The sequence below is a fragment of the Maribacter sp. UBA3344 genome, from assembly GCF_002362375.1.
GTDB lineage: Bacteria > Bacteroidota > Bacteroidia > Flavobacteriales > Flavobacteriaceae > Maribacter > Maribacter dokdonensis.
The window spans coordinates 1-23,713 of record NZ_DERI01000002.1 but is presented as its reverse complement, the minus strand read 5'-3'; the positions used below and the strand labels follow the sequence as shown (position 1 = coordinate 23,713).

At 36.6% G+C, this 23,713-nt stretch carries 28 protein-coding genes and 1 riboswitch; of the genes, 16 read left to right on the top strand and 12 right to left on the bottom strand.

Translation table 11 applies throughout. From position 1 onward, the window contains the following. Nucleotides 1–8: 8 nt before the first annotated feature. The 5 genes from B2Z27_RS00825 to B2Z27_RS00805 form a co-directional block, all read right to left on the bottom strand. Nucleotides 9–920 carry a FecR family protein gene (locus B2Z27_RS00825; RefSeq protein ID WP_286812190.1) on the bottom strand — a complete coding sequence of 304 codons (912 nt, stop codon included), beginning with the start codon at nucleotides 918–920 and terminating at the stop codon, nucleotides 9–11. Between the two features lie 37 nt (nucleotides 921–957). Next, complete coding sequence (locus B2Z27_RS00820; RefSeq protein WP_286812189.1) at nucleotides 958–1,479, bottom strand: RNA polymerase sigma factor; 522 nt, start codon at nucleotides 1,477–1,479, stop codon at nucleotides 958–960. 164 nt (nucleotides 1,480–1,643) lie between these two features. Continuing rightward, on the bottom strand, nucleotides 1,644–2,300 hold the full coding sequence (locus B2Z27_RS00815; RefSeq protein WP_286812188.1) for a hypothetical protein: 657 nt from the start codon (nucleotides 2,298–2,300) through the stop codon (nucleotides 1,644–1,646). A 178-nt stretch (nucleotides 2,301–2,478) separates the two neighbouring features. Continuing rightward, nucleotides 2,479–2,862, bottom strand: a complete 384-nt coding sequence (locus B2Z27_RS00810) for a response regulator (RefSeq protein WP_286812187.1) — start codon at nucleotides 2,860–2,862, stop codon at nucleotides 2,479–2,481. Nucleotides 2,863–3,161: 299 nt separating this feature from the next. Next, on the bottom strand, nucleotides 3,162–3,542 hold the full coding sequence (locus tag B2Z27_RS00805) for a Fur family transcriptional regulator (RefSeq protein WP_286812186.1): 381 nt from the start codon (nucleotides 3,540–3,542) through the stop codon (nucleotides 3,162–3,164). Nucleotides 3,543–3,623: 81 nt separating this feature from the next. On the opposite strand from B2Z27_RS00805, the gene B2Z27_RS00800 reads away from it, so the two are divergent. The 7 genes from B2Z27_RS00800 (at nucleotide 3,624) to B2Z27_RS00770 (ending at nucleotide 9,853) form a co-directional block, all read left to right on the top strand. Beyond that, nucleotides 3,624–4,028, top strand: coding sequence for a MerC domain-containing protein (locus B2Z27_RS00800; RefSeq protein ID WP_286812185.1), 405 nt, complete (start codon nucleotides 3,624–3,626; stop codon nucleotides 4,026–4,028). After that, entirely contained in the window at nucleotides 4,018–4,683 is a 666-nt protein-coding gene (folE, locus tag B2Z27_RS00795) for a GTP cyclohydrolase I FolE (protein ID WP_286812184.1), read from the top strand. Before B2Z27_RS00800 ends, folE begins: the two co-directional genes overlap by 11 nt. Before the next feature lie 33 nt (nucleotides 4,684–4,716). After that, nucleotides 4,717–5,025 (top strand): hypothetical protein, encoded by a 309-nt coding sequence (locus B2Z27_RS00790; protein ID WP_286812183.1) that lies wholly within the window; start codon nucleotides 4,717–4,719, stop codon nucleotides 5,023–5,025. A 151-nt stretch (nucleotides 5,026–5,176) separates the two neighbouring features. Further along, nucleotides 5,177–7,546, top strand: coding sequence for a TonB-dependent receptor (locus B2Z27_RS00785; protein ID WP_286812182.1), 2,370 nt, complete (start codon nucleotides 5,177–5,179; stop codon nucleotides 7,544–7,546). A 71-nt stretch (nucleotides 7,547–7,617) separates the two neighbouring features. After that, on the top strand, nucleotides 7,618–8,442 hold the full coding sequence (locus B2Z27_RS00780) for a DUF4625 domain-containing protein (RefSeq protein WP_286812181.1): 825 nt from the start codon (nucleotides 7,618–7,620) through the stop codon (nucleotides 8,440–8,442). Between the two features lie 58 nt (nucleotides 8,443–8,500). Next, nucleotides 8,501–8,980: a DUF4625 domain-containing protein gene (locus tag B2Z27_RS00775; protein ID WP_286812180.1), complete on the top strand. Its 480-nt coding sequence runs from the start codon at nucleotides 8,501–8,503 to the stop codon at nucleotides 8,978–8,980. A gap of 108 nt (nucleotides 8,981–9,088) precedes the next feature. Continuing rightward, nucleotides 9,089–9,853, top strand: a complete 765-nt coding sequence (locus tag B2Z27_RS00770) for a DUF5995 family protein (protein ID WP_349677504.1) — start codon at nucleotides 9,089–9,091, stop codon at nucleotides 9,851–9,853. Nucleotides 9,854–9,861: 8 nt separating this feature from the next. On the opposite strand, the gene B2Z27_RS00765 is transcribed toward B2Z27_RS00770, so the two are convergent. Beyond that, the gene (locus B2Z27_RS00765) at nucleotides 9,862–10,776 is read right to left on the bottom strand and encodes a helix-turn-helix domain-containing protein (RefSeq protein ID WP_286812179.1); all 915 of its coding nucleotides are present in this window, start codon (nucleotides 10,774–10,776) and stop codon (nucleotides 9,862–9,864) included. A gap of 149 nt (nucleotides 10,777–10,925) precedes the next feature. Here B2Z27_RS00765 and B2Z27_RS00760 point away from each other — a divergent pair, with 149 nt between their 5' ends. The 4 genes from B2Z27_RS00760 to B2Z27_RS00745 all read left to right on the top strand — a co-directional run bounded on the left by B2Z27_RS00760 (nucleotide 10,926) and on the right by B2Z27_RS00745 (nucleotide 13,603). Continuing rightward, nucleotides 10,926–11,690, top strand: coding sequence for a hypothetical protein (locus B2Z27_RS00760; protein ID WP_286812178.1), 765 nt, complete (start codon nucleotides 10,926–10,928; stop codon nucleotides 11,688–11,690). Nucleotides 11,691–11,870: 180 nt separating this feature from the next. Beyond that, a complete protein-coding gene (locus B2Z27_RS00755; protein WP_286812177.1) occupies nucleotides 11,871–12,344 on the top strand; it encodes a cupin domain-containing protein in 474 nt (157 codons plus the stop codon). Between the two features lie 10 nt (nucleotides 12,345–12,354). Beyond that, nucleotides 12,355–13,128, top strand: a complete 774-nt coding sequence (locus tag B2Z27_RS00750) for a carboxymuconolactone decarboxylase family protein (RefSeq protein ID WP_286812176.1) — start codon at nucleotides 12,355–12,357, stop codon at nucleotides 13,126–13,128. Between the two features lie 10 nt (nucleotides 13,129–13,138). Then, nucleotides 13,139–13,603 (top strand): cupin domain-containing protein, encoded by a 465-nt coding sequence (locus B2Z27_RS00745; RefSeq protein ID WP_286812175.1) that lies wholly within the window; start codon nucleotides 13,139–13,141, stop codon nucleotides 13,601–13,603. Between the two features lie 36 nt (nucleotides 13,604–13,639). Here the strand turns inward: B2Z27_RS00745 and thiH are convergent, their stop codons facing one another. The 6 genes from thiH to thiS all read right to left on the bottom strand — a co-directional run bounded on the left by thiH (nucleotide 13,640) and on the right by thiS (nucleotide 19,074). After that, nucleotides 13,640–14,752: a 2-iminoacetate synthase ThiH gene (thiH, locus tag B2Z27_RS00740; RefSeq protein WP_286812174.1), complete on the bottom strand. Its 1,113-nt coding sequence runs from the start codon at nucleotides 14,750–14,752 to the stop codon at nucleotides 13,640–13,642. A 5-nt stretch (nucleotides 14,753–14,757) separates the two neighbouring features. Further along, nucleotides 14,758–15,522, bottom strand: a complete 765-nt coding sequence (locus B2Z27_RS00735) for a thiazole synthase (RefSeq protein WP_286812173.1) — start codon at nucleotides 15,520–15,522, stop codon at nucleotides 14,758–14,760. Nucleotide 15,523: 1 nt separating this feature from the next. Next, entirely contained in the window at nucleotides 15,524–16,177 is a 654-nt protein-coding gene (gene thiE / locus B2Z27_RS00730) for a thiamine phosphate synthase (protein WP_286812172.1), read from the bottom strand. A gap of 12 nt (nucleotides 16,178–16,189) precedes the next feature. Next, a complete protein-coding gene (locus B2Z27_RS00725) occupies nucleotides 16,190–16,831 on the bottom strand; it encodes a thiamine phosphate synthase (RefSeq protein WP_286812171.1) in 642 nt (213 codons plus the stop codon). A gap of 103 nt (nucleotides 16,832–16,934) precedes the next feature. Further along, on the bottom strand, nucleotides 16,935–18,794 hold the full coding sequence (thiC, locus tag B2Z27_RS00720) for a phosphomethylpyrimidine synthase ThiC (RefSeq protein WP_286812170.1): 1,860 nt from the start codon (nucleotides 18,792–18,794) through the stop codon (nucleotides 16,935–16,937). A 70-nt stretch (nucleotides 18,795–18,864) separates the two neighbouring features. Then, on the bottom strand, nucleotides 18,865–19,074 hold the full coding sequence (thiS, locus tag B2Z27_RS00715; RefSeq protein WP_286812169.1) for a sulfur carrier protein ThiS: 210 nt from the start codon (nucleotides 19,072–19,074) through the stop codon (nucleotides 18,865–18,867). A gap of 101 nt (nucleotides 19,075–19,175) precedes the next feature. Beyond that, a riboswitch (TPP riboswitch) is annotated at nucleotides 19,176–19,269 on the bottom strand. Nucleotides 19,270–19,468: 199 nt separating this feature from the next. Here thiS and B2Z27_RS00710 point away from each other — a divergent pair. The 5 genes from B2Z27_RS00710 to B2Z27_RS00690 form a co-directional block, all read left to right on the top strand. Continuing rightward, nucleotides 19,469–20,143, top strand: a complete 675-nt coding sequence (locus tag B2Z27_RS00710) for an NUDIX hydrolase (RefSeq protein ID WP_058102832.1) — start codon at nucleotides 19,469–19,471, stop codon at nucleotides 20,141–20,143. Between the two features lie 96 nt (nucleotides 20,144–20,239). Next, nucleotides 20,240–20,677 carry a nucleoside 2-deoxyribosyltransferase domain-containing protein gene (locus B2Z27_RS00705; protein ID WP_286812168.1) on the top strand — a complete coding sequence of 146 codons (438 nt, stop codon included), beginning with the start codon at nucleotides 20,240–20,242 and terminating at the stop codon, nucleotides 20,675–20,677. A 10-nt stretch (nucleotides 20,678–20,687) separates the two neighbouring features. Further along, nucleotides 20,688–22,142, top strand: coding sequence for a nicotinate phosphoribosyltransferase (locus tag B2Z27_RS00700; RefSeq protein ID WP_286812167.1), 1,455 nt, complete (start codon nucleotides 20,688–20,690; stop codon nucleotides 22,140–22,142). 12 nt (nucleotides 22,143–22,154) lie between these two features. Beyond that, on the top strand, nucleotides 22,155–23,153 hold the full coding sequence (locus tag B2Z27_RS00695) for a hypothetical protein (RefSeq protein ID WP_286812166.1): 999 nt from the start codon (nucleotides 22,155–22,157) through the stop codon (nucleotides 23,151–23,153). A 3-nt stretch (nucleotides 23,154–23,156) separates the two neighbouring features. Further along, on the top strand, nucleotides 23,157–23,713 hold a 557-nt coding region (locus B2Z27_RS00690; protein ID WP_286812165.1), incomplete at its 3' end, for a ribose-phosphate pyrophosphokinase.

Genomic DNA, 23,713 nt, shown 5'->3' with positions numbered 1-23,713 from the left:
ATTCAATGTTATTCAAAAATAACCTTATTACGGTCTTTAATCCTGTATTCAATCTCCATAGTGGTAAAAATAGTGGTAAGAGTATGTTGCAAATCTTTATGTTCTATTGTTCCTGTAAATTGTAATGACTCATAAGCTTTGGGAAGATCTATTTCCACATTATAATATCGTTTAACATCAGCAATTACATTCTTTAGCGGTGTTTTTTCGTAATTGCCAATACCGCTCATCCAATCTGGACGAGACAATTGATGGGTTGTTAATTGAAGTTCTCCATTATGCAGCGTTACGCTTTGACCCATGGTTATTATTTTGTCTTTTTCTTGGTATGAAACTTTTATTTTACCTTCATAACAATACACTTTAAATTGATCGTTTTGTGTATTGATATTGAATTGTGTTCCTAAAACCGAAACTTGTGCTGTAGGTGTATTGACCACAAATGGTGACCCACTGGTCACCTTAAAGTAAGCTTGGCCCTTAAGTGTAACAAGCCTACTTTCTTCCCATTTGTTTTCATTATACGTAATACTAGAACCAGCATCAATTGCTACTTGAGAACCCAATGGCAAGTCTATTGTTTTATTTTCTGCAATTTCGGTTGTGATGGTAGTTGCCCCGGTAGACATAAAATACCCAACGATGCTACATGTAAATAATACGGCCAAACCTGCGGCAATACCCAACCAATTTTTATTTGTAGATTTTTTAATCGGTAAAACCGTAGCATTCGCTTCTTTTAATCTGGACAAACCCGCATCTGCATTAAATGGTTTAACTTTCCAAGTATCAATATCATCTATAACCGTTTTGAGCGCATCTAATTCACCCGATGCTTTCAGTTGTTCTTTCTCCTCGTCACTTAAACGATCATCCATCCAACGGGCAATTAAATTATTATCTTCTAAATGCTTGCTCATACCAGTAATACGTTTGAAAAACTATATAACCAACCCTTTAAATTGAAAAATCTTTAATTTCTGAAATATTGTTCAATTTTATCAATGCTTTTGAAATGCGTTTCTCAATTGCTGTTTCACTAACTTCTAATCTTAATGCAATTTCTTTATAGGTTAATTTATCTATCCTGTTCATTAAAAAAGCTTCTCTTTGCTTTTCTGGCAGATTAGATATAACAGTTTCAAGCTTTAACCTAAACTCTTTGGTTCTAAGTTTAAAATAAGGGTCTTCATTCTCTTGTTCAAGCACTAAACCCCTTTCAAATTTTAATGCTACTTTTTTATTACGGAGCGTATCTATCATAAGGTTTCTTGCCATTTTATATAAAAAACCAGCTACCCTATTGTAAAGTACGGAACTACATTTAGACCACAATTTCACGAACGAATCATGCACAATATCCTCTGCACGTTGCATATCCCCAAATTTGTAATACAAGTAATTACGTAAACTTTCTGCATGGGTTCTATACACTTGATTGTAAACCTGCTCTTCACAAATAGATGGTTCTTGCCCCATTAATCTATATTAATTCCTTTATCTATAATAATCCGTACTACTATATTTAACAGCCTTTATAGCTTAAGATGCAATATACTATAAAAATAAAAGCCTATAGATTACTATAGGCTTTGATATATTGATTGTTGACTATTTTGACAATGTTCAAGGAGCGTATTTAATTACTTACTACAGTTTTGATTATAATACAGGACAATAGCTGCTAATTCTGCTCCTTTCCCGTATTCATCATCTTTAAAGTCCCCATTGTTCATTTTATCAATAAGTGTTTTGCAGTCTCCTAATTGCTTCTTCACCTTTTTCTTGTATCCGATCCAATCTACATCGCCGACAACTAACCTATATACTTGTTCAAGATCCGAACCTGGCTTTTTAATGAAGTATTTAATAATAGTACCTCTGGTACTTGGTCCCCTTACAACTCTTCTTGATACCTGTTTTGTTTGACTAGCGGTTAAGTTTCCACTTTGTACAGAATAGGTATCGTAATCAGTTTGTATACTACCATAATTGGTTTGAATATTTTTGGCCAAAAGCATAGTACTGCCATAAACCATAACTTGATATTCCTCTAATTTTTTAGATTTTGCGGAGGTTCTAAAATATTCAATGTCACCTGTCTTTATATGCTCAATTTCTTCATGTGCAATTTTAGCGGTTTCTGTACCTTCTACTGTAAATAGAATCTTGCTACCCTTATTTTCTACTATACCCTCTTTAACATCTCCAATTTTAAAGGTCACTGTACCTTTGTGTTGTGCAGATAAATTTGAAAGTATTAAAAGTAATGCTACTAATGATAAAGTTTTGAAATTCATTTGTTAATGGTTTAAGAATTTTAGAAATTCTATAACGCACTACAAATAAATTAATTACATACAACTCAATCTTTGAAGAATCTCTGTCAAATTCAAATACAATTGTTACAAACAAGTACTTGTATAGAATCTTCTGCAAAAAGCAGGTATAACTAGACATTTATAGTTACACGACAACCTACTTATAATTACTTACTTTTTCGCCAAACATGTGGCTATAAACCTCATCAATTGCATTATGAATATCTGATTTTGAAAAAGGTTTTGCTACAAAATCTATACAACCAAGCTCTTTTGCCACTACTTCAAATTCTTGTTTGGTTGAGGTAGATATAAATGGTAATCTATCACTGAACATTTCCAAAAATGAGAGTCCGTTCATACCAGGCATTTCTATATCTGAAATTACAAACTGAGGTTTGTTGATTTGTATATGTACCCATGCATCATAAGAATCATCAAAAGTGGTTATTTTACCTACTAAAGGGTGGGTTGTAGCCAACTTTTCAGCCAAGGACAACCAAAGATGAGAGTCATCTACAATAACTAGTTCGAGCTTCATACTTTTCGAGTTTAAAGAGGGAAAAGTATCCTATTGTCTCAAAATGAAAAATTAATTCGGTTGAACGGTTTAAAAAGGTCTTCAAATGTTGAAACAAGACATTGAAACCTCGCTTATTCAATACATTTATCTATAAAAACAGGTGCTTAAAATATCCTGTTAAACCAGTGTTTACCACAAAAGTAAAAGGCTAGAATTTCTTCTAGCCTTTTGTTCCTTATAACCTTCTTAGGTTTATACCTGCCAAGACTGTACTAATTATTGACAAACGGCTCACCATTTCTTGACCGCAAGTTAATTTAAACGAAACATGCTTCGCACTTACCTTGTATCAATAATTGTGATATCTCTATTTTTCTGTTTGGAATTTCGGGAAGTGATACATGTACGGGCAAACAATCTACCTTACCACATTGTAAACATTGAAAATGTGGATGAACATCTTTATGTTCTTTAGAGGTACAGCCATTGCATTTTGCATACCATTTTAATCCATCTTTCCCTAAAAAAGAGTGTAGAACTCCATCATCTTCCAACTTATCCAACACACGATAAATAGTGGTTTTATTGAACATATCTCCTAACTGCTCAATTAAAGCTTTTGCAGAAATGGCTACTGAGCCTGTACTAAACTCATTAAGTAAAATCTCGACAGACTTTGTTTTTCTAATTACTCCCATAAAACAAATATAACGCAACTTTGTTGCATTAACAAATATTATGATTACATTTGCAACTCAGTTGTATTAACAATAACATCAATGCTATTAATTAAACAAAAATCTGACATTGTAGGAACTTTTGCCAGTTCCTTATGTCTTGTACATTGTATTGCCACTCCATTTCTATTTCTGGCTCAAGCTAGCGCAGCAACCTTTTACAGTGGTCCGCCTGTGTGGTGGAAATCTTTAGATTACGTGTTCTTGGCTATTTCATTTCTTGCCATATTTTGGTCAACAAAAAACACAACAGTAAAATGGATAAAACCAATGCTTTGGTTAAGTTGGTCTGTACTGGCGGTAATAATTCTAAATGAAAAATTAGACCTTTTCCCAATACCAGAATTTGTTATATATATACCCGCCCTTGCTTTGGTAATACTGCATTTGTATAATAGAAATCATTGTAAATGTACTACAGATAATTGCTGTGTAAATGAAGGATAAAGAACAAATAGAGATAGTAGGGGATAACCACTTTTCCTCAAGCATAGAAACCCCATTAAGAACTGATGCTTTTGCTAAAAGCGATGATGAAAAAATAGAAAACATTCAGCATCATTTTGCCAAAATCATGGAAGAGCTAGGTTTAGATTTAACCGATGATAGTTTATCCGGTACGCCATACCGTTTCGCAAAAATGTATGTAAAAGAATTGTTTTATGGTTTAAACCCAAAAAACAAACCTAAGCTTTCAGTTTTTGAAAATAAGTATGAATACAAGAAAATGCTTATTGAACAAAACATCACAATAGATTCATCATGTGAACATCATTTTTTACCCATAGTGGGGTATGCCCATGTGGCATATATTCCCCAAAAAAAGGTTATCGGATTGTCAAAAATCAATCGTTTAGTAGATTATTATGCTCGTCGTCCTCAGGTTCAAGAAAGACTGGTTCTTCAAATCTTAAACGACCTGCAAGAAGCTTTGGGTACTGAAGACGTTATTGTTTCAGTAACCGCAAAGCACCTTTGTGTATCTTCTAGAGGGATTAAGGACCAGAGCAGTTTTACCACAACCTTAGAGTATGGCGGTCGTTTTTCAGAGACCGATATACGTAATGAGTTTTTAAAAATTATTGGACAGGAAAAGATATAGATCATTAAAGCTTATTACAATCATAAATTTTCAATGAAGGGTAGTCGTATAAAACATAGTATAACTAGAATACTTCTAGTACTTTATCTTTTCACGAATGTGTCTGGACTACATGTTTTATCCCATTCAAATGATGAACAAGAGCATGATACTTGCATTATTTGCGATCATGCTATAATAAATAACTTTACCCCAACTATTTCTCCCAGTTCAAGCGATTTCGGAATAGAGAATCCTGAATTTATAATACCACTTGAAATTGTCACCAATTACCGTTTTACAATAGATAGTCCTATTGTTACCAAGGCACTATTCTCTAGACCTCCACCTGTATTGCTATAAGTTTCACTACAAATTATGCTAAAAGTCGTCTGATCTATATGCCTTATACTATTTGGCTATATAGACTCAATTCATACACTTTTAAGCTAAACCCACCTCTATCATTTTGCTTTTTAAAAGAGCAACTATTCAACTCTTATAGTTCATTATTATGTTTTATAAAATACTGGGTATATGGCTATTCTTTGGTCTATACTCAATGGCACTTGCACAAAATACTTATCAAATTAAGGGTGTTGTGTTACATGCTAAAGACTTATCACCGGCACAAGGCGCCACTATTGTTAGTAAAAACTTGTATGCCGTTTCTACGGAAGATGGAGCATTTACGATAAACAATGTAGCTGAAGGTACTTACACCTTTACCGTATCACATATTGGCTGCCATCCTGCAACCATGAATGTTGAAGTACAGCAAAACATAAAGGAAATAATTTTTTTTTTACTTGAAGCTGCCACTGAACTAGAGGAAGTAAAGGTCAACGGAAAGACCAAAAACAGGGAAGCCAAAGTAGTACCGATCGTTACACAAACCGTATCAAAGGAGTTTCTAGAACAAAATAGGGAAAACACCTTAATGCAAACTTTGAGCAAAATTGCCGGTGTAAGTACTATTAACATAGGTTCCGGGCAATCTAAACCTGTAATTCGCGGATTAGGGTTTAATAGGGTTGCTGTGGTACAAAACGGCATAAAACATGAAGCACAACAATGGGGCAATGACCACGGACTGGAAATTGACCAGCACGGTATTGAAAACATTCAAATTATAAAAGGTCCGGCTTCTTTATTATATGGTTCAGATGCTATTGCCGGTGTGGTAGATATTCAACCTAACCAAACTCCGTTGCCCAATTCTTTTGGTGGTGAAGTAAATATTCTTGGAGAAAGTAATAATGATTTGTTGGGAGTTTCTGCTGGTGTAACATCTAGAAAAGATAAATGGTTCTACCGTGGGCGACTTACCTATAGGGATTACGGAGATTACAAAGTACCTGCAGATAGAATCAGTTATGAGAATTACATATTTGAATTGCATGAAAATAATTTAAGAAATACAGCCGGATATGAGGCAAATGCAAGTTTAGGTATAGGTTTTGTCTCTGAGGGTATTAAATCTGAAACCGTCTTTAGCAATGTTAATGCGAAAAACGGATTCTTTGCGAATGCACATGGCTTGGAGGTAAGAACTTCCAGTATAGATTATGACAGCTCTAACAGAGATATTGATCTTCCATATCATAAAGTAAACCACTTTAAAATTACCAACAACACTGTTTTAAGCGCGGGTACACATATTTTAAACATTGACCTTGGCTACCAAAATAACAATAGGGAAGAGCATTCAGAACCAGTACCACATGGGTATATGCCAACACCGCCCGATACCAAGGAAAGATTGTTTATTAAAAATACCTATTCCCTAAATTTTCGTGATACGTTCAAACCCACTGACCAACATAACCTGGTCTTGGGCTTAAATACGGAATACCAAAATAATAATATAGGAGGATGGGGCTTTTTAATCCCGGAATACAATCGGTTTACTGCTGGTGTTTTTGGTTATGATCAGTTTAAGGTAAATTCCAATCTTCATGTGCTAGCAGGTTTACGCTATGATATTGGTAGGGTAGACACCAAAGCGCATTATGATTGGTACCCGTCCACAGTAAATAACGATGATGGTTCCACATCATATATACACCTGCAAAGGTCTAAAAACAAAACTCTTGATTTTGGCAGTCTTAGTGCTTCTCTTGGGCTTAGCTACATTCAAAATAAGACCAGCTATAAAATTAACATTGGTAGAAGTTTTAGAATGCCTTTGGCAAATGAATTAGCATCTGACGGTGTCAACTATCACATGTACCGTTTTGAGCAAGGTAATCTTGATCTAGACCCAGAAATATCATATCAGTTAGATTTAAGTGTAGACCATGCTGAAGAAACTTTTAGTGTAGGGGTTAGCCCGTTCGTGAATTTTTTTCAAAATTATATTTACCTCAATCCAACATCAAGCTATTTTGAAACCATACAAATTTATGAATATACACAAGCTAAGGTTTTTAGAATGGGAGGAGAGTTCAACGCAAGTGCCTCTATTTTTAAAAATCTGCAATTAGATGCATCTGTAGAATATGTGTATTCTAGACAGCAGAGCGGTCCAAAAGAAGGATTTACGTTGCCATTTTCACCGCCTTTATCTGCCTTACTTTCGGCAAAATATCAATTTAACAAGCTGCTATTCTTTGAGAAACCTCTATTGATCGCAGATTTTAGAATTACAGCCGATCAAGAAGACATTGTTCCTCCCGAAGAAAAAACAAATGGCTATCAAGTTTTAAACATGTCTTTCTTATCAGAATTAAATGCGTTTAGAAATAACGCCCCACTTGAAATGCGCATAAAACTGAATAACGTATTCAATATCAAATACTTTAATCATACCAGCTTTTACAGACTTATAGATGTTCCGGAGGCTGGCAGAAACATCTCATTGTCCCTAACAGTACCTTTTTAAAATCAGTAATCAGTAATCAGTAATCAGTAATCAGTAATCAGTAATCAGTAATCAAATTAAAAATGAAAACAATGAAAACAACTATTATGAAACCAAATTTGAAATTTTTAGCAATCGTTGCGTCTGTCGGACTCTTTTTACAATCATGTAGTAGTGATGATGATGAAGGAGCTATTGAATTGAATGCTCCAGTAATTACCAATTTTGAATTTGGTGAAGGTCATCATGACGAAGATGGGGATGATGATCATGATCATGATTCAGAAGAAGCATATGCTTTTAAAGGTTCAGACATTCATTTAGCAGCAGAAATTGCTGCAGAAGCTACCGTAAGTAGCATTACACTTTCTATTCATTCCGATGAAGTAACTGCCGGAGAAGGAGAAGTAGATTGGGATTTTGAGCAAGTATTTACAGATGCCAAATACTTGGTGCTTAATCCTGAATTTCATGAGCATATAGATGTACCAACAGACATTCCTTCTGACGAATACCATATTGAACTTTTGGTTACCGATGAATTGGGGAACAGCACAGAAGTAGATGGTCACCTTATAATACTAGATGCCATAGCTATTAGTGGTTTTGAAATGGAAGAAACAGTAGCTAGAGGAGATGATTTCCATATTGAATTTATGATTCTAGCTGCGCATGGTGTACATAGTATAACCGTAGATATTCATGCAGACGGAGTTACACCTGGAGAAGGAGAAGTAGGATGGGATTTTGAAGAAGAATTTTTAGAAGGTTACCATGAAGAAATGGAAGCGGAATTCCATGAACATATAGATGTACCTGCTATTGCTCCTGCTGGGGAATATCATATCATCTTTACTGTTGAAGATGAAGATGGTAATACCGTAGTATACGAAGCACATATTGATGTAACTGCTTAAATTATAAAACAAAACCGCACGGCGTACCAACATGCTGTGCGGTCTTAAATCTAATCTTATGAAATCTACTTTTAAATATTACTATTTTATATCCATTATACTACTAACTGCGGCATGTTCTAGTGACGACAGTGTTGAGATTGATGAAGAAAAGCCTACAATTACAGTTAACTATACGGCAGGATTTCCTCAAGGTTGCGCGTTACTTACTAGAGGAGAAACCTATAATTTTAGGGCAATGGTTACGGATAACAATGAACTTGCCGCTTACAGTATTGATATCCATCATAATTTTGATCACCATACCCATGATGACCAGGTAACAGAATGTGATTTAGGTGAAATTAAATCAGCTGTAAATCCTTTGATCTATGTGGAAAACTTTATCATTGAAGGCGCATTGAGCAGTTATGAAATCAATATCCCGGTTACCATACCAAATGACATAGATACGGGCGATTACCACTGTGCATATTCGGTTACAGATGCAACCGGTTGGCAAAGCAGAACATCTATAGATATTAAAATTGTGGAGTAAATCTTTATATTAGCGTATCCATTTTGCAGTTTAAAAATTTTAAATGTTCTACATTAGAACAATGAAATTCAATTTTCTTTTTATAAATACGTTTCATCAATAAACTAGATACACAAAATTAGCCGAGCAACCACCATACAACAGGTACTTGACCAATTGGACATCATTATTGATGATGCCATGACCACGAATAGCCGCATTGGTTATTTTGCTTATCTATACAGAAGGGTAACCGCTGAAATTCAAAAGGAGATAATACTAGGCAATTTTGAAGACAATGCCCGTATGGAAATCTTTGATGTAGCCTTCGCCAATTACTATTTAGATGCCTACAATGGTTATAACAAGCAGACGCCAATCAGGAAATCTTGGCAATTTTCCTTTGGTTCAAAAGATGAACCTTTGACCATTTTACAGCATATCATGTTAGGTATCAATACCCATATTAATCTTGATTTAGGATTAGCCGCAAGCGCTGTAATGCAAGGCAAACAAATTAGCGATATAGAAAATGATTTTAATATCGTAAATAATATTCTTGGTAATATCGTCAATGAAATGCAAGACAGATTAAGTAGGGTTTCTCCCTTACTTTTTTTATTGGACATTGCAGGTAAGAACACCGATGAAGAGATTATCAATTTTAGTCTGGGCAAGGCTAGGGCATTTTCATGGTACAATGCCAATTTGCTTTGGGGCTTGGGCGTTGGTCTTCAAGATGACGCAATACGTCAAATGGATTTAGCGGTTTTACGATTAGGGGAATTCATTAAATCCCCGAAATCAACTCTTATCAACTATACTCTTAAGTTTATAGGGAAATTTGAAGAAAAGAACGTGGGTGCAGTAATTAGAAAACTAAGAGAAGAATAACATAAATTTTAGTTTAACGAAGCCCTGAATTCCTTTGGTGAATGTCCCACCTTTTGCTTGAATAACCGACTAAAGTGTTGCGGATATTTAAAACCTAGTTCATACGCGATTTCACTGACCGATTTATTTTGATCGAACACTTTCTCTTTTGCTACATCGATCAGTTTTGACTGAATATATTCTTGTGCAGATTTACCGGTTTCCTTTTTAACCAGATCACCAAAATAATTGGAAGATAAATGTAGTTCATCTGCAAAATAACCTACTGACGGCAATCCATTGGTTTTAGGCTTATCCGAAGAAAAATAGCTACTTAGAAGATTGTCAAACTTTTCTAAGGTTCCTTTGTTCACCACTTCTCGTGTAATGAATTGACGATCATAAAAACGAAGGCAGTAATCTAAAAACAATTCAATATTGGTAACGATCAGTTTCTTGCTATGCTTATCAATAGGCTGTTCTAGTTCAAATTGGATTTTATCCAATAAACTCAAAATTACTTTTCGCTCTTTTGCCGACAGATGCAAGGCTTCATTACTGGAGTAGGCAAAGAAATTAAATTCATGTATTTTTTTAGCCAAGTCCGTACCCAATAAAAGGTCCGGGTGAAATAACAAGGCATAACCTTTTGGCACATAACCTGGTTCATACCCCCCAAATTCTATAGTCTGGTTGGGCGCCATAAAAACCAAGGTACCCTCATCATAATCGTATGAACTACCGCCGTACTTTAATTTACAGCCTACGGCATCTTTCAAAAAAATAGCATAACAGCTATAATGAAATCCGTCATAGGATTTATTGGTATATCCGCTTTCATCTACCCTGACAAAGTCTACAATACCCACCAACGGGTGAAGTACTTCGTAATTTCTTAATTTAAAGTAATCTGCAATGGTTTTGATTTCCAATATATTTTTCACGACCGGTTGATTTTAAAATAAAGATAACCTATTGATAGACAAATCATCAAGTGTAATGACAATATCAGTAATAATGGTATAAACATCAGTTATTCGGGTAGTATAGTACCTGTTTTCTTAGCCTAATTTTGGCAATGTAATCACGTTAAATGAAGAAGATAGGAACTTTTTTGCTATTGCTATTATGCATGACCTCTTATGCGCAGGAAAATGAACAAGAGAAAAACAACATGTTTTTAGATGATTTTAGAGGTACTGCCAGTATTACCCATAATGGCGTATCATTGGTTCCTTCTTTTTCTTTAGGTGATCCTGCTTTGTTGTTCGATTTAAAGTTTATTAAAAAGAAATTTAGTTTTGAACCAGATATGCGCTTTTCGCTCGAAGGCAAACCATGGACCATGCTTTTTTGGTTTAGGTACAAAGCAATGGAGAATAAAAAGTTCTCTTTAAGGTTAGGGGCTCATCCGGGATTAAATTTTAGAACAGTCAATATCATACGTAACGGACAAAGTGAAGCACTTTTAGAATCTAGAAGATACTTAGGTGCAGAAGTGGTGCCTAAATATCAAATCACCAATAAAATAGGAGTAGGTATGTATTATTTGTATGGTCGAGGTTTTGACGAAGGAGTGAAAGAAACTAATTTTTTGGTATTCAATCTTTCATTCAACCAAATAGCTCTCTCAAACTCGTTATTTTTAAACTTTACGCCACAAGTTTATTATCTTACTTCAGATGAACTTACGGGATACTATACTTCGGGATTTTTAACCATAGCGAAGAAGAACTGTCCATTTTCATTGACCGGAGTTATAAACAAAGGCATTAGCACACAAATATTACCCGATGACGATTTTACATGGAGTATTCTTTTAAACTATAGTTTTCCATCAAAAAAAAGAAAGATTTAGGAAAGGGTACAACTTTATTAAATTGACTATTTAAACAAAGTAATACATGATAAAGCTAAAATATACATTAGTACTTGCAAGCCTAATTTTATTTGCTAGTTGTAATGAACAAAACAAGCAAATAGCCGATCTGATGTACAATTGGTTAGAAGAAAAGAAATTAAACTAAAAGACAAGGAAATGAAAAATCTAATGACAACAGTACTGTTTATCCTTCCCATTTGCATTTTTGCTCAAAATACGGACTACAAAGTATCTTCATATAAAGACGAAGGCTTCAAGGCTCCAAATACGCATTATATTGGTGAAGCATGGTTGAACGGTGTATTACAGGCTGATGATGAAACCGACTTTAATATCACTAAAGCCACTTTTAAGGCAAATTCTACATTAGATTGGCACAAACATTCAACTTCTCAAATTCTTATTTACGTTGACGGTGAAGGTTATTATCAAGAAAGAGGAAAAGACCCTGTGATACTTAAAGCAGGCGATGTGATTAAATGCGATAAAGAAACAGAACACTGGCACGCTTCAACCAAGAATAGTGATGTAACTTATTTAGCAATTTATGGAGGAGGACAACCCACCACATGGACCGAGGTGATATCTCAAGAATATTATGATAGCGTTGCCGATCAACTGAAAGACTAATATACCCCTTATGAAATTAAAGCAATTGAGTACTAAACCTATAATACGTTTAAGCAATATCCTTACTACGGCAACAGTATTGTTTTGGGTATTATTTTTTATCAGTTTTCAATCTAATGCGCAAGAATTAACTTTAAACAATGCTTTAACTGATAAAGAAACCAGCATCATCAAAATTGCAAGTTATACTGCACAAGGTGATTTAGATAAATTAAAGGTTGCGCTTTATGATGGGCTGGATAATAAGCTCACCGTTAACCAAATTAAAGAGGTGTTGGTACATGTGTACGCCTATGCCGTGTTCCCAAGAAGTATTCGTGGTTTACAAACTTTTTTACAAGTGCTTGATGACCGTAAAGAAATGGGAGTTATTGATGAAAGGGGGGTAGAGTCTACTCCTATTCCAGATACAGGCGAAAAATATAAACGAGGAAAGAAAATTTTAGAGACTTTGATAGGTAGACCCTTAGATGGACCTAAACCGGAATATCAAGAATTCTCCCCTGAAATGGATAGGTTTCTTAAAGAACATCTATTTGCCGATATTTTTGAGCGCGATGTACTGACGTATAAACAACGTGAACTGGTGACCATTTCTGTCATAGCAAGTTTAGGTGCCTTAGAGCCCATGCTAACCAGTCACCTAAACCTTTCATTGAATGTGGGTTGGCAACCAGTTCAACTGCATTACTTTATAACCACTATAGAATGCACAGCTTCACCTGAGCACGCGAAAACTGCAAAGGATGTTCTTGCTAGGGTTCTAGAAAATGTAACCGATTAAATAAGATATAATGCTAATTAGAAAATTAATATACATCAGTATCGTTATGGTATTCGTGGCAGGATGTAGCGGAACAAGTCACCTTAAGCAGCAAGACACTATATTCCCAAAAGGAACGGAAATAATCAATGACCACTTTACAGGAACTGCATGGTTAAATATGTTGGCTCCTCCAGACGGATTAAATACCATGTATGCTGGTTTAGTCACCTTTGAACCCGGGGCACGTACCAATTGGCATTCACATCCTGCAGGACAAATATTGATTGTAACACAAGGAGAAGGTTATTACCAAGAGGAAGGAGAACCAAAGCGTATATTGCGTAATGGCGAGACTATAAAATGCCTGCCAAATGTTAAGCATTGGCATGGTGCCACTCCAAATTCAACGGTTGCACATATTGCAATCTCGGACCGCCATCAAGGTCCGGCGCAATGGTTTGATCCCGTTACCGACAATGAATTTCTCAATTAAGGTTTGGGCATCATATATGTTACCCCAATAATATGTTTACTCCCAATTGTTAGACCAGTCTTTCCAAACCACATCTAATCCTTGTGCTTTCAGCATTTCCGTAATTTCCTCCGTTGGTCTTTCATCAGATATTTCAAATTGTTCCAATGATTCTGGCGCTACGGCATACCCACCTGGGTTGGTTTTGGATTCTGCGCTTATGGAGGTAATGCCTAAATTGACAATGTTATTTCTAAATATTTCACTTTCTCGCGTAGATATGGAAAGTTCTACATCTTCATCCAATAACCGAAAAGCACAAATTAGCTGCACCAAATCTGGATCCGTCATTTCAACTTTAGGTTCCAGCCCGCCCGAATGTGGTCTTAACCGTGGGAAAGAAATGGAGTATTTTGTCTTCCAATAGGTTTTCTGTAAATATTTTAAATGCAGTGCTGTAAAAAAACTATCGGCACGCCAATCTTCCAACCCGAATAAAGCACCTAATCCAATTTTATGAATACTCGCCTTGCCCAAGCGATCGGGCGTGTCCAACCTAAAATCGAAATTCGATTTCTTACCTTTTGGGTGGTGTTTTTTGTATTCGTCCCTATGATAGGTTTCTTGATAGACCAATACGGCATACAATCCGCTTTCAATCAACAGCTCATATTCATCTTGCAATAAAGGCTGAACTTCAATGGTAATGTTCGCAAATTGAGAACGAATTAATTGTAAGGCATTATTGATATAGTCTACACCAACTATTTTGTTTGCCTCTCCGGTTACCAAAAGAATATGGTCATAGCCTTTAGATTTTATATAGGCAACTTCTTTTAAAATTTCAGCATTGGTCAAGGTTCTACGCGGTATTTTATTGGTCATGCTAAATCCGCAATAGGTACAAATATTTTGGCATTCGTTACTTAAATACATGGGCGAATACATTTGTATGGTATTGCCAAAGCGCTTTTTGGTCAACTGCCTACTTAACTGCGCCATTTGCTCCAAATAAGGTTTTGCAGCGGGCGATATCAATGCTTTAAAATCTTCTAAATCGCGTTTAGAATTGCCCAGTGCACGTAACACATCATGCTCCGTTTTTGCAAAAATACTCTCTAAGGTTTTATCCCAATTATAGGTATCAAAGACCGACTTAAAATTGCTCATGTTGTTTAGTTCAAGAAACTGGTTAACGGACTACTTGCTTCGGCTTTTTTATGCACTACCGGAGCCAATTTTGCTTCATAGGCCATTCTGCCCGCTGTTACGGCCATTTTAAATGCTTTTGCCATTTCAACAGGATGTTGGGAAACCGCTATTGCCGTATTTACCAGCACTGCGTCTGCACCTAATTCCATCGCAAAGGCAGCATGTGATGGTGCCCCAATACCGGCATCAACAATAACCGGAACATTGCTCTGGTCTATTATAATCTCTAGAAAATCTTGCGTTTTCAGGCCTTTGTTACTGCCTATTGGAGCGCCTAACGGCATTACACATTGCACACCAACTTCTTCCAATCGTTTGCACAAAACGGGATCGGCATGTATGTAGGGCATCACCACAAACCCTAATTTTACAAGCTCTTCGGCTGCATTTAAGGTTTCTATTGGGTCTGGCAGCAAGTATTTTGGATCAGGATGTATTTCCAATTTCACCCAGTTGGTCTCTAGAGCCTCACGAGATAATTGGGCGGCAAATACCGCTTCTTTTGCCGTACGCACCCCAGATGTATTGGGCAATAAATTTATACGTTCATGTTGTAAATGCCGTAATATATCGTCTTGTGTATCTTCCACATCTACACGTTTAAGGGCAACGGTGACCAACTCACTTTCAGAAGCCAATAAAGCTTCTTTCATTAAAGACGACGAGCTAAATTTCCCTGTCCCCGTGAACAATCGTGAACTAAACTTTTTATCTGCGATCTGTAACATATTATTTTATTTTTTCATCTGAGATCCATCGCTGCTCATCAAGAGGACCTCCATTAATCAATTTTTTAAATTCTGATATGGAATTGAAGTTTCGGGTTATTTCGCCAGATACCGCAATACCATGAACACCTGTTTTCATTAGTTCCGTAACATCTTCCAAAACAATACCACCTATGGCAATAACCGGTACCTGCGATTTCAATTCTTCAAGAATGGTCAAATACCCGTTTATGCCTAAAACCGGACTCAAATTTTCTTTGGTCTTCGTAAAACGAAAAGGACCTAGACCTATATAATCCACTTTCTTATCCAATAAAGCTTCACAATCTTCTAAGGTATTGGCCGTACCGCCAATAATTTGCCATGATGCCAGTTCTTTTCTAGCAACGGTAGGGCAGGTATCGGTCTTTCCTAAATGTACTCCGTCCGCTTTTACCGAAGCTGCAATCTTATAAAAGTCATTGATTATTAATCTCGTCTGGTATTTTTCCGTGATCTCCCTTGCTTTTTTTGCGGTTTCCCAAACCACTTTCCCCGGTAACTTCTTTAGGCGTAACTGCACCAGTTCCGCTCCTGCGGTACATGCTTTTTGAATGTGCTCTAAATGCTCTTCGGGTGTTTGTCCCTGTGATATATAGTGTAATTTCGGAATCATATATTTTACTGCTTAATTGCCTTTTGTATTGTTCTTTAATTGTGCCTGCCGCTTTTCCATCCATGCCTGCTCATATGCCGTTTTTAAGCTTATAAAGCTTTGTATAGGGTTGTCCATATTCCATACACCGCCTAAGACCCCAATTCCCCTAAACCCTAAACTTAAGGTTTCTGCTATGTTGGTATTGGTAATACCGCCCATACCTATAATCAATTTAGTACTATGGTTGACATTAAAACCTTTGCCTTCATATCCCTTTTTAGAGATGGATGTAAAAACGGGACTCAGCAAATGATAATCGAATTCAAATTCACAATCTTCCAATACCTGTGGGTCATGAAAAGAGGAACTTATGGTTTTACCATACATGTTCAGTTTTTTAAAGTACTGACCGGGGTTATCAATATAATCTATTCGCATTTGTTCTTGAAAATGCAACCCTTTAAGAGGATAATTATTGATCAGCTCATGATATAAGTGTACTACGATCCTATTATGATATTTTGAATCTATCGCATTCAAATAATCACAATGTTCTTGATAGTCCTTAAAAGGTTTTCTTAGATGATAATATTCCAAACCTTCCTGAAACAATTGATGTAGCAGTTCAATTTCGTTAGGAATATCTTTTTCCGGTGCTATTAGTACGATCATTTTTTTGAGTTAAGGATTGCAATGAAAATCCTTTTGCCTTTTTGCAAAAGATTGAAATGGAAAGCCTACCCACGCTTTTTAGCGTGGGAACTTCCTTAAACACTTAAAGGTAGACTTCTGAACCTTTCTCTTTAAATTCTTTTGACTTTTCATCCATTCCCTTTTGAATGACCTCATTGTTTACAATTTCATTGCTTGCCGCAAAATCCCGTACTTCTTGAGATATTTTCATGGAACAGAATTTGGGTCCGCACATGGAGCAGAAGTGGGCAATTTTAGCCCCTGCTGCAGGTAGGGTTTCATCATGATACTCGCAGGCACGCTCTGGATCTAAACCTAAGTTGAATTGATCTTCCCATCTAAACTCAAATCGTGCTTTGCTTAAAGCGTTATCACGGTGTTGAGAACCTGGGTGACCTTTGGCGAGATCTGCGGCATGGGCCGCCAATTTGTAGGTTACCACACCTACACGAACATCTTCTTTATTGGGTAGGCCCAAATGTTCTTTTGGGGTTACATAGCATAGCATGGCGCAACCGTACCAACCGATCATTGCCGCACCTATTCCTGAGGTTATATGATCATAACCCGGCGCAATATCGGTAGTCAAGGGTCCTAAAGTGTAAAAAGGTGCTTCATCACAAACTTGGATCTGCTTTTCCATATTTTCCTTGATCATATGCATGGGTACATGGCCAGGACCTTCAATAAAACATTGCACCTCATGTTTGCGCGCAATTTGTGTTAATTCACCTAAGGTTTCCAGTTCTGCAAACTGAGCTTCGTCATTGGCATCTGCTACCGAGCCCGGTCGCAGACCGTCACCTAATGAGAATGCCACATCATACTGTTTTAAAATCTCGCAGATCTCTTCAAAATGGGTATATAAAAAGCTCTCTTTATGATGCGCCAAGCACCATTTTGCCATAATAGACCCTCCACGAGATACAATACCCGTTACGCGCTTTGCGGTCATTGGGATATAACGCAGCAATACCCCGGCGTGAATGGTAAAATAATCTACGCCTTGTTCCGCTTGTTCTATTAAGGTATCCTTAAAAATCTCCCATGTAAGATCTTCTGCAACTCCGTTCACCTTTTCCAATGCCTGATAAATGGGTACCGTACCTACCGGAACAGGAGAGTTGCGGATGATCCATTCACGGGTTTCGTGAATGTTTTCACCTGTTGACAGGTCCATAATGTTATCCGCTCCCCAACGGCATGCCCAGACCGCCTTTTCCACTTCTTCTTCAATAGAGGAGGTCACTGCGGAATTACCTATGTTCGCATTTATTTTTACCAGAAAATTACGCCCCAAGATCATAGGCTCTGCCTCTGGGTGGTTAATATTAGAAGGGATTACGGCACGGCCATGTGCCACTTCGTCCCTTACAAATTCGGGCGTAATCTTTTGTGGAATAGACGCTCCAAAATGTTCGCCCTTATGTTGTTCCCTAATCTGGGTCATTTCATCTATACGCTGATTTTCGCGTATGGCTATATACTCCATCTCTGGAGTAATGATCCCTTTCTTAGCATAATGTAGCTGCGTAACATTCTCGCCTTTTTTTGCCCGCAACGGTTTCTTCAACAGCTTAAAACGCATGTGATCTAAACTTTTATCGTTCAATCTCTCGTTGCAATATTTTGATGAGTAAGTCTCCAATTCTTCTACATTACCTCTTTCCTTAATCCAATTTTCACGAATCCGCTCAATACCGGCGTGCACGTCTATTACTATGTTGGGATCGGTATACGGACCAGAAGTATCATAAACGGTTACCGGTTCATTAAGAGTTTTCTTTTTGGTCAAGGAATCAATGGTATCCGTCAACGTTATTTCGCGCATTGCTACCTTTATTTCAGGATACAATTTTCCCGGTACATAAATTTTTTGGGAATTGGGAAATGGTTTACGGGTTATACCGCCTTGTTTGGGTGCTGTATCTTTATTCTTCATATTCTTGTACGGTGATTTTTGTGGTCGTTATCTCTTGTACCTGGTGTTATTACTAATTTGAAGTAGATTTTTATCCTCCTTGTGTAGCCCTGATCACTAAAACTTTGTCATTCTCGTTCAGTGTTTTGGTGTTCCAAGCACTTTTGGTAATAATATTCTCATTGACCGCTACGGCTATGCCATTTTCGGAAATCTTCAATTCTTTGATAATAAGGTCTAAAGTAGTGTCAGGCCTAAATAGGTGAGGGGTGTCGTTTACGATTATGTTTATGTTTATCATCTGCTTAAAAATTTAATCAAGAGCACATGGCTACATTGATTTGATTACAGTGTAAACTAGGGGAATATGAAAATGAATTGATAATTGGAAAGTACAGGTAGTTGTTCCCGATAACTTTTCCCTACGTTGATATTAATCAAATCAGGTTCTAAGGATATTTCTCAAACTATGAAATAGCTACTCCTAAAGTCTACATGGCTAAGTTAGGAATTAGATATGAGATATGATGGTGAAAGTTGGTATGATTACCAGTTTATTTCAAATTCATTAATATCTGTTAAGTCCTACACCAAGACTTTTATTGTATACCTATATCAGTGATGTAGTTTGAGCTACCAAAGGAGCACTTTATTTCTATAATCTTTCATATATTAGCGTAAAATATACGCATAGTATGCAACAATCTATCAAGCTTTCTGTAGACGCCGTAGTATTTGGGTATGAATCTGAAACCATATCCGTGTTACTCATCAAGAGAAAATATGACCCTTTTAAAGGAAAATGGGCAATACCCGGCGGATTCGTTTTAGATTCAGAGTCGCTGGAAGAAGCGGTAGAGCGGGAGCTAAAGGAAGAAACAGGTATTAAAATCAATTATCTGGAACAACTTTACACTTTTGGCAAACCGGATAGAGACCCCAGAAATAGGGTAGTATCCGTTGCGTATTTTGGACTTATAAAACCCAGTGCCTTTAAATTATTGGCATCCACTGATGCCGAAGAGGCACAATGGTTTACCATTAACAATCTTCCAGAACTTTCCTTTGATCATGCCGAGATCCTAAAACTTGCCATAACAAGGTTACAGGCTAAAATAACGTATGAACCTATTGGTTTTGAGCTGTTAGACACAAAATTCCCGTTTTCAGATTTAGAGAAACTGTATGCTGCAGTACTGGGTAGAGCTATTGACAGGCGAAATTTTAGAAAAAAAATGCTAGGTCTTAATGTTTTAGATGAATTGGATGAAAAAGTTTCTAAAGGTTCCGGTAGGCCCGCAAACTTGTTCATGTTCAATAAAGACAGGTATTTCAAGCTTAAAAAGGAAGGAATCATCTTCGAGATATAATCGATTTTTTTATTTTGCGTAAAATAAACGCAAATAATTCTTTGTAAATTTAAATTATGTTTTATATTTGCGTCATAATTACGCAAATATAATTTTATGTTATTTACTTCCAAAAATACACTACCAATAAATAAGGACAACTTTCGTTCTATTTTCCTAGCAGGTAGTATGGACCATAGACAGGAGTATAGTTGGAGAGATGAAATCATTGGCGAATTTGGTTCGCACCATATTTTTGACCCTACACATACACAGCATGATGATTTAAGCAATGCGGAATTAAAGCATCACATTATGTGGGAGTTAGAGGCCATGCAGCAATCAGATTTTATTTTGCTCAATTTTCTAAAAGATTCCAAATCTCCTATTTCCCTTGTGGAACTAGGACTATATGTACAATCTGGCAAGCTGATCGTGGTTTGTCCGCAAGAATTTTATAAACACAATTATGTACATATACTTTGCGAAAAATACAGCACTCCAATTTTCAATACCCTCAAAGAAGCAAAAACACTATTAAAAAACAGCATTTAAAATAACGATTATGAACGGACTATTATTAACCGACGGATACAAAACAGGACACCACCAACAATACCCTAAAGGTACAGAAGAAGTATATTCTAACTGGACACCAAGAAGCAACAAATACGCACCCAAAGGGTGCGACAAAGTAGTTTCTTTTGGGCAACAATATGTTTTTCAATGGTTACATGATTATTTTCAAGATAATTTCTTTTCCAAACCAAAAGCTCTGGTTTGTAATGAATTGAAAGAAGAGCTGTCGTTGTATTTGGGTACCGATTATGATGTTACGCATTATGAGGAACTACACGATCTTCAATACTTGCCCATTAAAGTAAAATCTATCATAGAAGGGGTAGAGGTACCTGTAAGGGTTCCCATGGTTACCGTTGTGAACACGGATAAAAAATTCTACTGGATCACCAATTTCCTAGAGACCATTTTATCTACCATGCTTTGGCAACCAATGACATCTGCATCTATTGCATTGTGTTACAAACGAATATTTAAAAAATGGACCTTAAAGACCGATAAAGACAACTTGGCTTTCATCGATTTTCAAGGACATGATTTTTCCATGAGAGGTATGGGCGGTCTGCAAAGTGCTATATCATCTGGTATGGGGCATGCATCTGTATTTTTGGGGTCAGATACCTTACCGGTCATTAGTAGCCTACGTAACTATTACAAAGCTAAAGGTTTTGTGGTAGGCTCTGTAAATGCTACCGAACACTCCGTTATGTGTGCAGGTACCAAAGATGATGAAATTGGAACGTTCAGAACCCTAATGCAAACCTACCCAACGGGCATTTTATCCGTGGTTAGTGATACCTGGGATCTATGGAAGGTATTGACCGAATACCTACCAAAACTTAAAGAAGAGGTGCTTTCTAGAGATGGCAAATTAGTGATCAGACCAGATAGCGGCGATCCTGTAGATATCATTTGTGGCGAGTCTCGTGAGCTTGGCAGCAACACTCCTAAAGATAAAGGGGTAGTGGAACTACTTTGGGATATTTTTGGAGGTACCGTAAACGAACAGGGGTATAAAGTGCTAGATGCACATATTGGCGCAATTTACGGTGATAGTATTACCACCGAAAGGGCAGAGGCTATTTGTCAACGCTTAAGCGAAAAAGGCTTTGCAACAACTAACGTGGTATTAGGTATTGGATCGTTTACTTACCAATTTAATACAAGAGATACGTTTGGTTTTGCCATGAAAGCAACTTCTGTTGTAGTAAATGGTGAGCGTAGGGAAATTTTCAAAGATCCTATTACCGATGACGGTGTTAAAAAATCTGCAAAGGGATTGGTAAAAGTAGAATTACAAAATGGCGAATATGTATTGGTAGACCAGGTGACTCCTGAAGAAGAAAATACGGGTGAATTACAGGTAATCTATGAAAACGGAAAATTTGTAAACCAGGTGAATATACAGGAGATAAGAGACCATATTAATAGCAACCTTTAAAAATATCTTATCATGTGGTTTGAAGAATTGACGGGATTTGTAGAATTATCACCTAGTAATGTACGTGATCATATCAGTATTGATGGAAAGCATTTAATTTCTAAAATCAATAACAGATCCTTTCAATTCGGAAAACTAGATGTTTCCTCTTTAGAAGATCTAAGAAAACTGGATTTACGAGTAGACACTTCTAACCAAATAAAGGTCACAGAATTGGTGGCTGATATTCAAAAAGTACATTGCGATCCAAATAATGCAAATGCACTATTTCAAGCAGCCTCTCAATTTAATCTATTGGAAATGGTTGGTCCTGAGGTTTCGCCTAAAGCGGGTGTTAGTATTTACGAAAATGACTTTACCCAAGGACCGGCGTGCGCCATAGCTTGTGGTGCAGGTACCATTTACAGAAACTATTTTGTGCCTATTGAAAACCAAATTGGGCAAACGGGTACCTATCAAATTGATTGTTTAGATGAAATCGGTAAAGAGCTTCATAATCAAAAGCTCCAATTATGGAAAATGAAGAATGGTTATGCTGTTTTAAGTCAAGAAGGCTTGCTCAGTATTAATAAGCAGTTAGGATGCTTTACAGATGCCCAAAGAGAGAAATTAAAAGGTAAACTAAAGGTAGGAATACAATGGAATACAGAAGTTACCCTAACGGATGAAAAACAGATAGTATCTCAAATATATTGTGCTGCACTACCTGTAGCATATTCGCATATCGAATCTTATTATTGGGAAAATTTTGCTAGAATAATTTTAGAGGCTACTTATGAAGCAACATTATACACGGCATTATTAAATCTAAAAAACAACAAGTCAAACAAGGTCTTTTTAACCTTGGTAGGCGGTGGTGCTTTTGGTAATGATCTAGATTGGATATTAGAATCAATGTTCAAAGCACTAGAGAAATTTAGAAAAACGCCTTTAGATGTGAGCATTGTAAGCTACGGAAACTCAAATCATATTTTGAAACAGGAAATTGATAATTTCAACAACAAGAATTAACACATGAAATACGAAAGCAAAAGATTTAAAGACGGACAAGTAACTGCCAAAATCATTGAAGGCGGAAATATTCATATAAAAATTAGAGGTAACAGTTATGAAGATTTGTTTAAAGCCGCAGCCATTAAAGAAGCCTGGGATGCAGAAAATGCCACCAACAAAACTGCCGTTGCCAAACTCACTATCTTTTGTCTGATAGGGCAGCGTTCGGATAGGCGATTCAATATAGGAGAATCGTTCGATTTAAAGGTCATTTGTAAGTTTATCAATGATATGAAATTCGACTCCGTGGCTATTTTACATCCGCACAGTCCTATTTCATTGGCGCTAATTGATAATTCCGAAAAAATATCTCATGTAGATTACGTTGAAAAGGCTTTTAAACACATTGGTAACCCTGTATTGGTGAGCCCCGATGCTGGTGCGTATAAAACCACCCATGAAATTGCTGAAAAATTGAATGCCGATTTGGTACCGTCCAATAAAGTACGGGTAGATGGTGCTCCGATAATTAGTATTCAAGGTGATGTAAACGGCAAACAATGCTTAATTGTTGATGA

Bases quoted from the DNA above. Each gene is read 5' to 3' on its own strand.
- B2Z27_RS00825 (WP_286812190.1), bottom strand. From the start codon at position 920: ATGAGCAAGCATTTAGAAGATAATAATTTAATTGCCCGTTGGATGGAT.
- B2Z27_RS00820 (WP_286812189.1), bottom strand. From the start codon at position 1,479: ATGGGGCAAGAACCATCTATTTGTGAAGAGCAGGTTTACAATCAAGTG.
- B2Z27_RS00815 (WP_286812188.1), bottom strand. From the start codon at position 2,300: ATGAATTTCAAAACTTTATCATTAGTAGCATTACTTTTAATACTTTCA.
- B2Z27_RS00810 (WP_286812187.1), bottom strand. From the start codon at position 2,862: ATGAAGCTCGAACTAGTTATTGTAGATGACTCTCATCTTTGGTTGTCC.
- B2Z27_RS00805 (WP_286812186.1), bottom strand. From the start codon at position 3,542: ATGGGAGTAATTAGAAAAACAAAGTCTGTCGAGATTTTACTTAATGAG.
- B2Z27_RS00800 (WP_286812185.1), top strand. From the start codon at position 3,624: ATGCTATTAATTAAACAAAAATCTGACATTGTAGGAACTTTTGCCAGT.
- folE (WP_286812184.1), top strand. From the start codon at position 4,018: ATGAAGGATAAAGAACAAATAGAGATAGTAGGGGATAACCACTTTTCC.
- B2Z27_RS00790 (WP_286812183.1), top strand. From the start codon at position 4,717: ATGAAGGGTAGTCGTATAAAACATAGTATAACTAGAATACTTCTAGTA.
- B2Z27_RS00785 (WP_286812182.1), top strand. From the start codon at position 5,177: ATGTTTTATAAAATACTGGGTATATGGCTATTCTTTGGTCTATACTCA.
- B2Z27_RS00780 (WP_286812181.1), top strand. From the start codon at position 7,618: ATGAAAACAACTATTATGAAACCAAATTTGAAATTTTTAGCAATCGTT.
- B2Z27_RS00775 (WP_286812180.1), top strand. From the start codon at position 8,501: ATGAAATCTACTTTTAAATATTACTATTTTATATCCATTATACTACTA.
- B2Z27_RS00760 (WP_286812178.1), top strand. From the start codon at position 10,926: ATGAAGAAGATAGGAACTTTTTTGCTATTGCTATTATGCATGACCTCT.
- B2Z27_RS00755 (WP_286812177.1), top strand. From the start codon at position 11,871: ATGAAAAATCTAATGACAACAGTACTGTTTATCCTTCCCATTTGCATT.
- B2Z27_RS00750 (WP_286812176.1), top strand. From the start codon at position 12,355: ATGAAATTAAAGCAATTGAGTACTAAACCTATAATACGTTTAAGCAAT.
- B2Z27_RS00745 (WP_286812175.1), top strand. From the start codon at position 13,139: ATGCTAATTAGAAAATTAATATACATCAGTATCGTTATGGTATTCGTG.
- thiH (WP_286812174.1), bottom strand. From the start codon at position 14,752: ATGAGCAATTTTAAGTCGGTCTTTGATACCTATAATTGGGATAAAACC.
- B2Z27_RS00735 (WP_286812173.1), bottom strand. From the start codon at position 15,522: ATGTTACAGATCGCAGATAAAAAGTTTAGTTCACGATTGTTCACGGGG.
- thiE (WP_286812172.1), bottom strand. From the start codon at position 16,177: ATGATTCCGAAATTACACTATATATCACAGGGACAAACACCCGAAGAG.
- B2Z27_RS00725 (WP_286812171.1), bottom strand. From the start codon at position 16,831: ATGATCGTACTAATAGCACCGGAAAAAGATATTCCTAACGAAATTGAA.
- thiC (WP_286812170.1), bottom strand. From the start codon at position 18,794: ATGAAGAATAAAGATACAGCACCCAAACAAGGCGGTATAACCCGTAAA.
- thiS (WP_286812169.1), bottom strand. From the start codon at position 19,074: ATGATAAACATAAACATAATCGTAAACGACACCCCTCACCTATTTAGG.
- B2Z27_RS00710 (WP_058102832.1), top strand. From the start codon at position 19,469: ATGCAACAATCTATCAAGCTTTCTGTAGACGCCGTAGTATTTGGGTAT.
- B2Z27_RS00705 (WP_286812168.1), top strand. From the start codon at position 20,240: ATGTTATTTACTTCCAAAAATACACTACCAATAAATAAGGACAACTTT.
- B2Z27_RS00700 (WP_286812167.1), top strand. From the start codon at position 20,688: ATGAACGGACTATTATTAACCGACGGATACAAAACAGGACACCACCAA.
- B2Z27_RS00695 (WP_286812166.1), top strand. From the start codon at position 22,155: ATGTGGTTTGAAGAATTGACGGGATTTGTAGAATTATCACCTAGTAAT.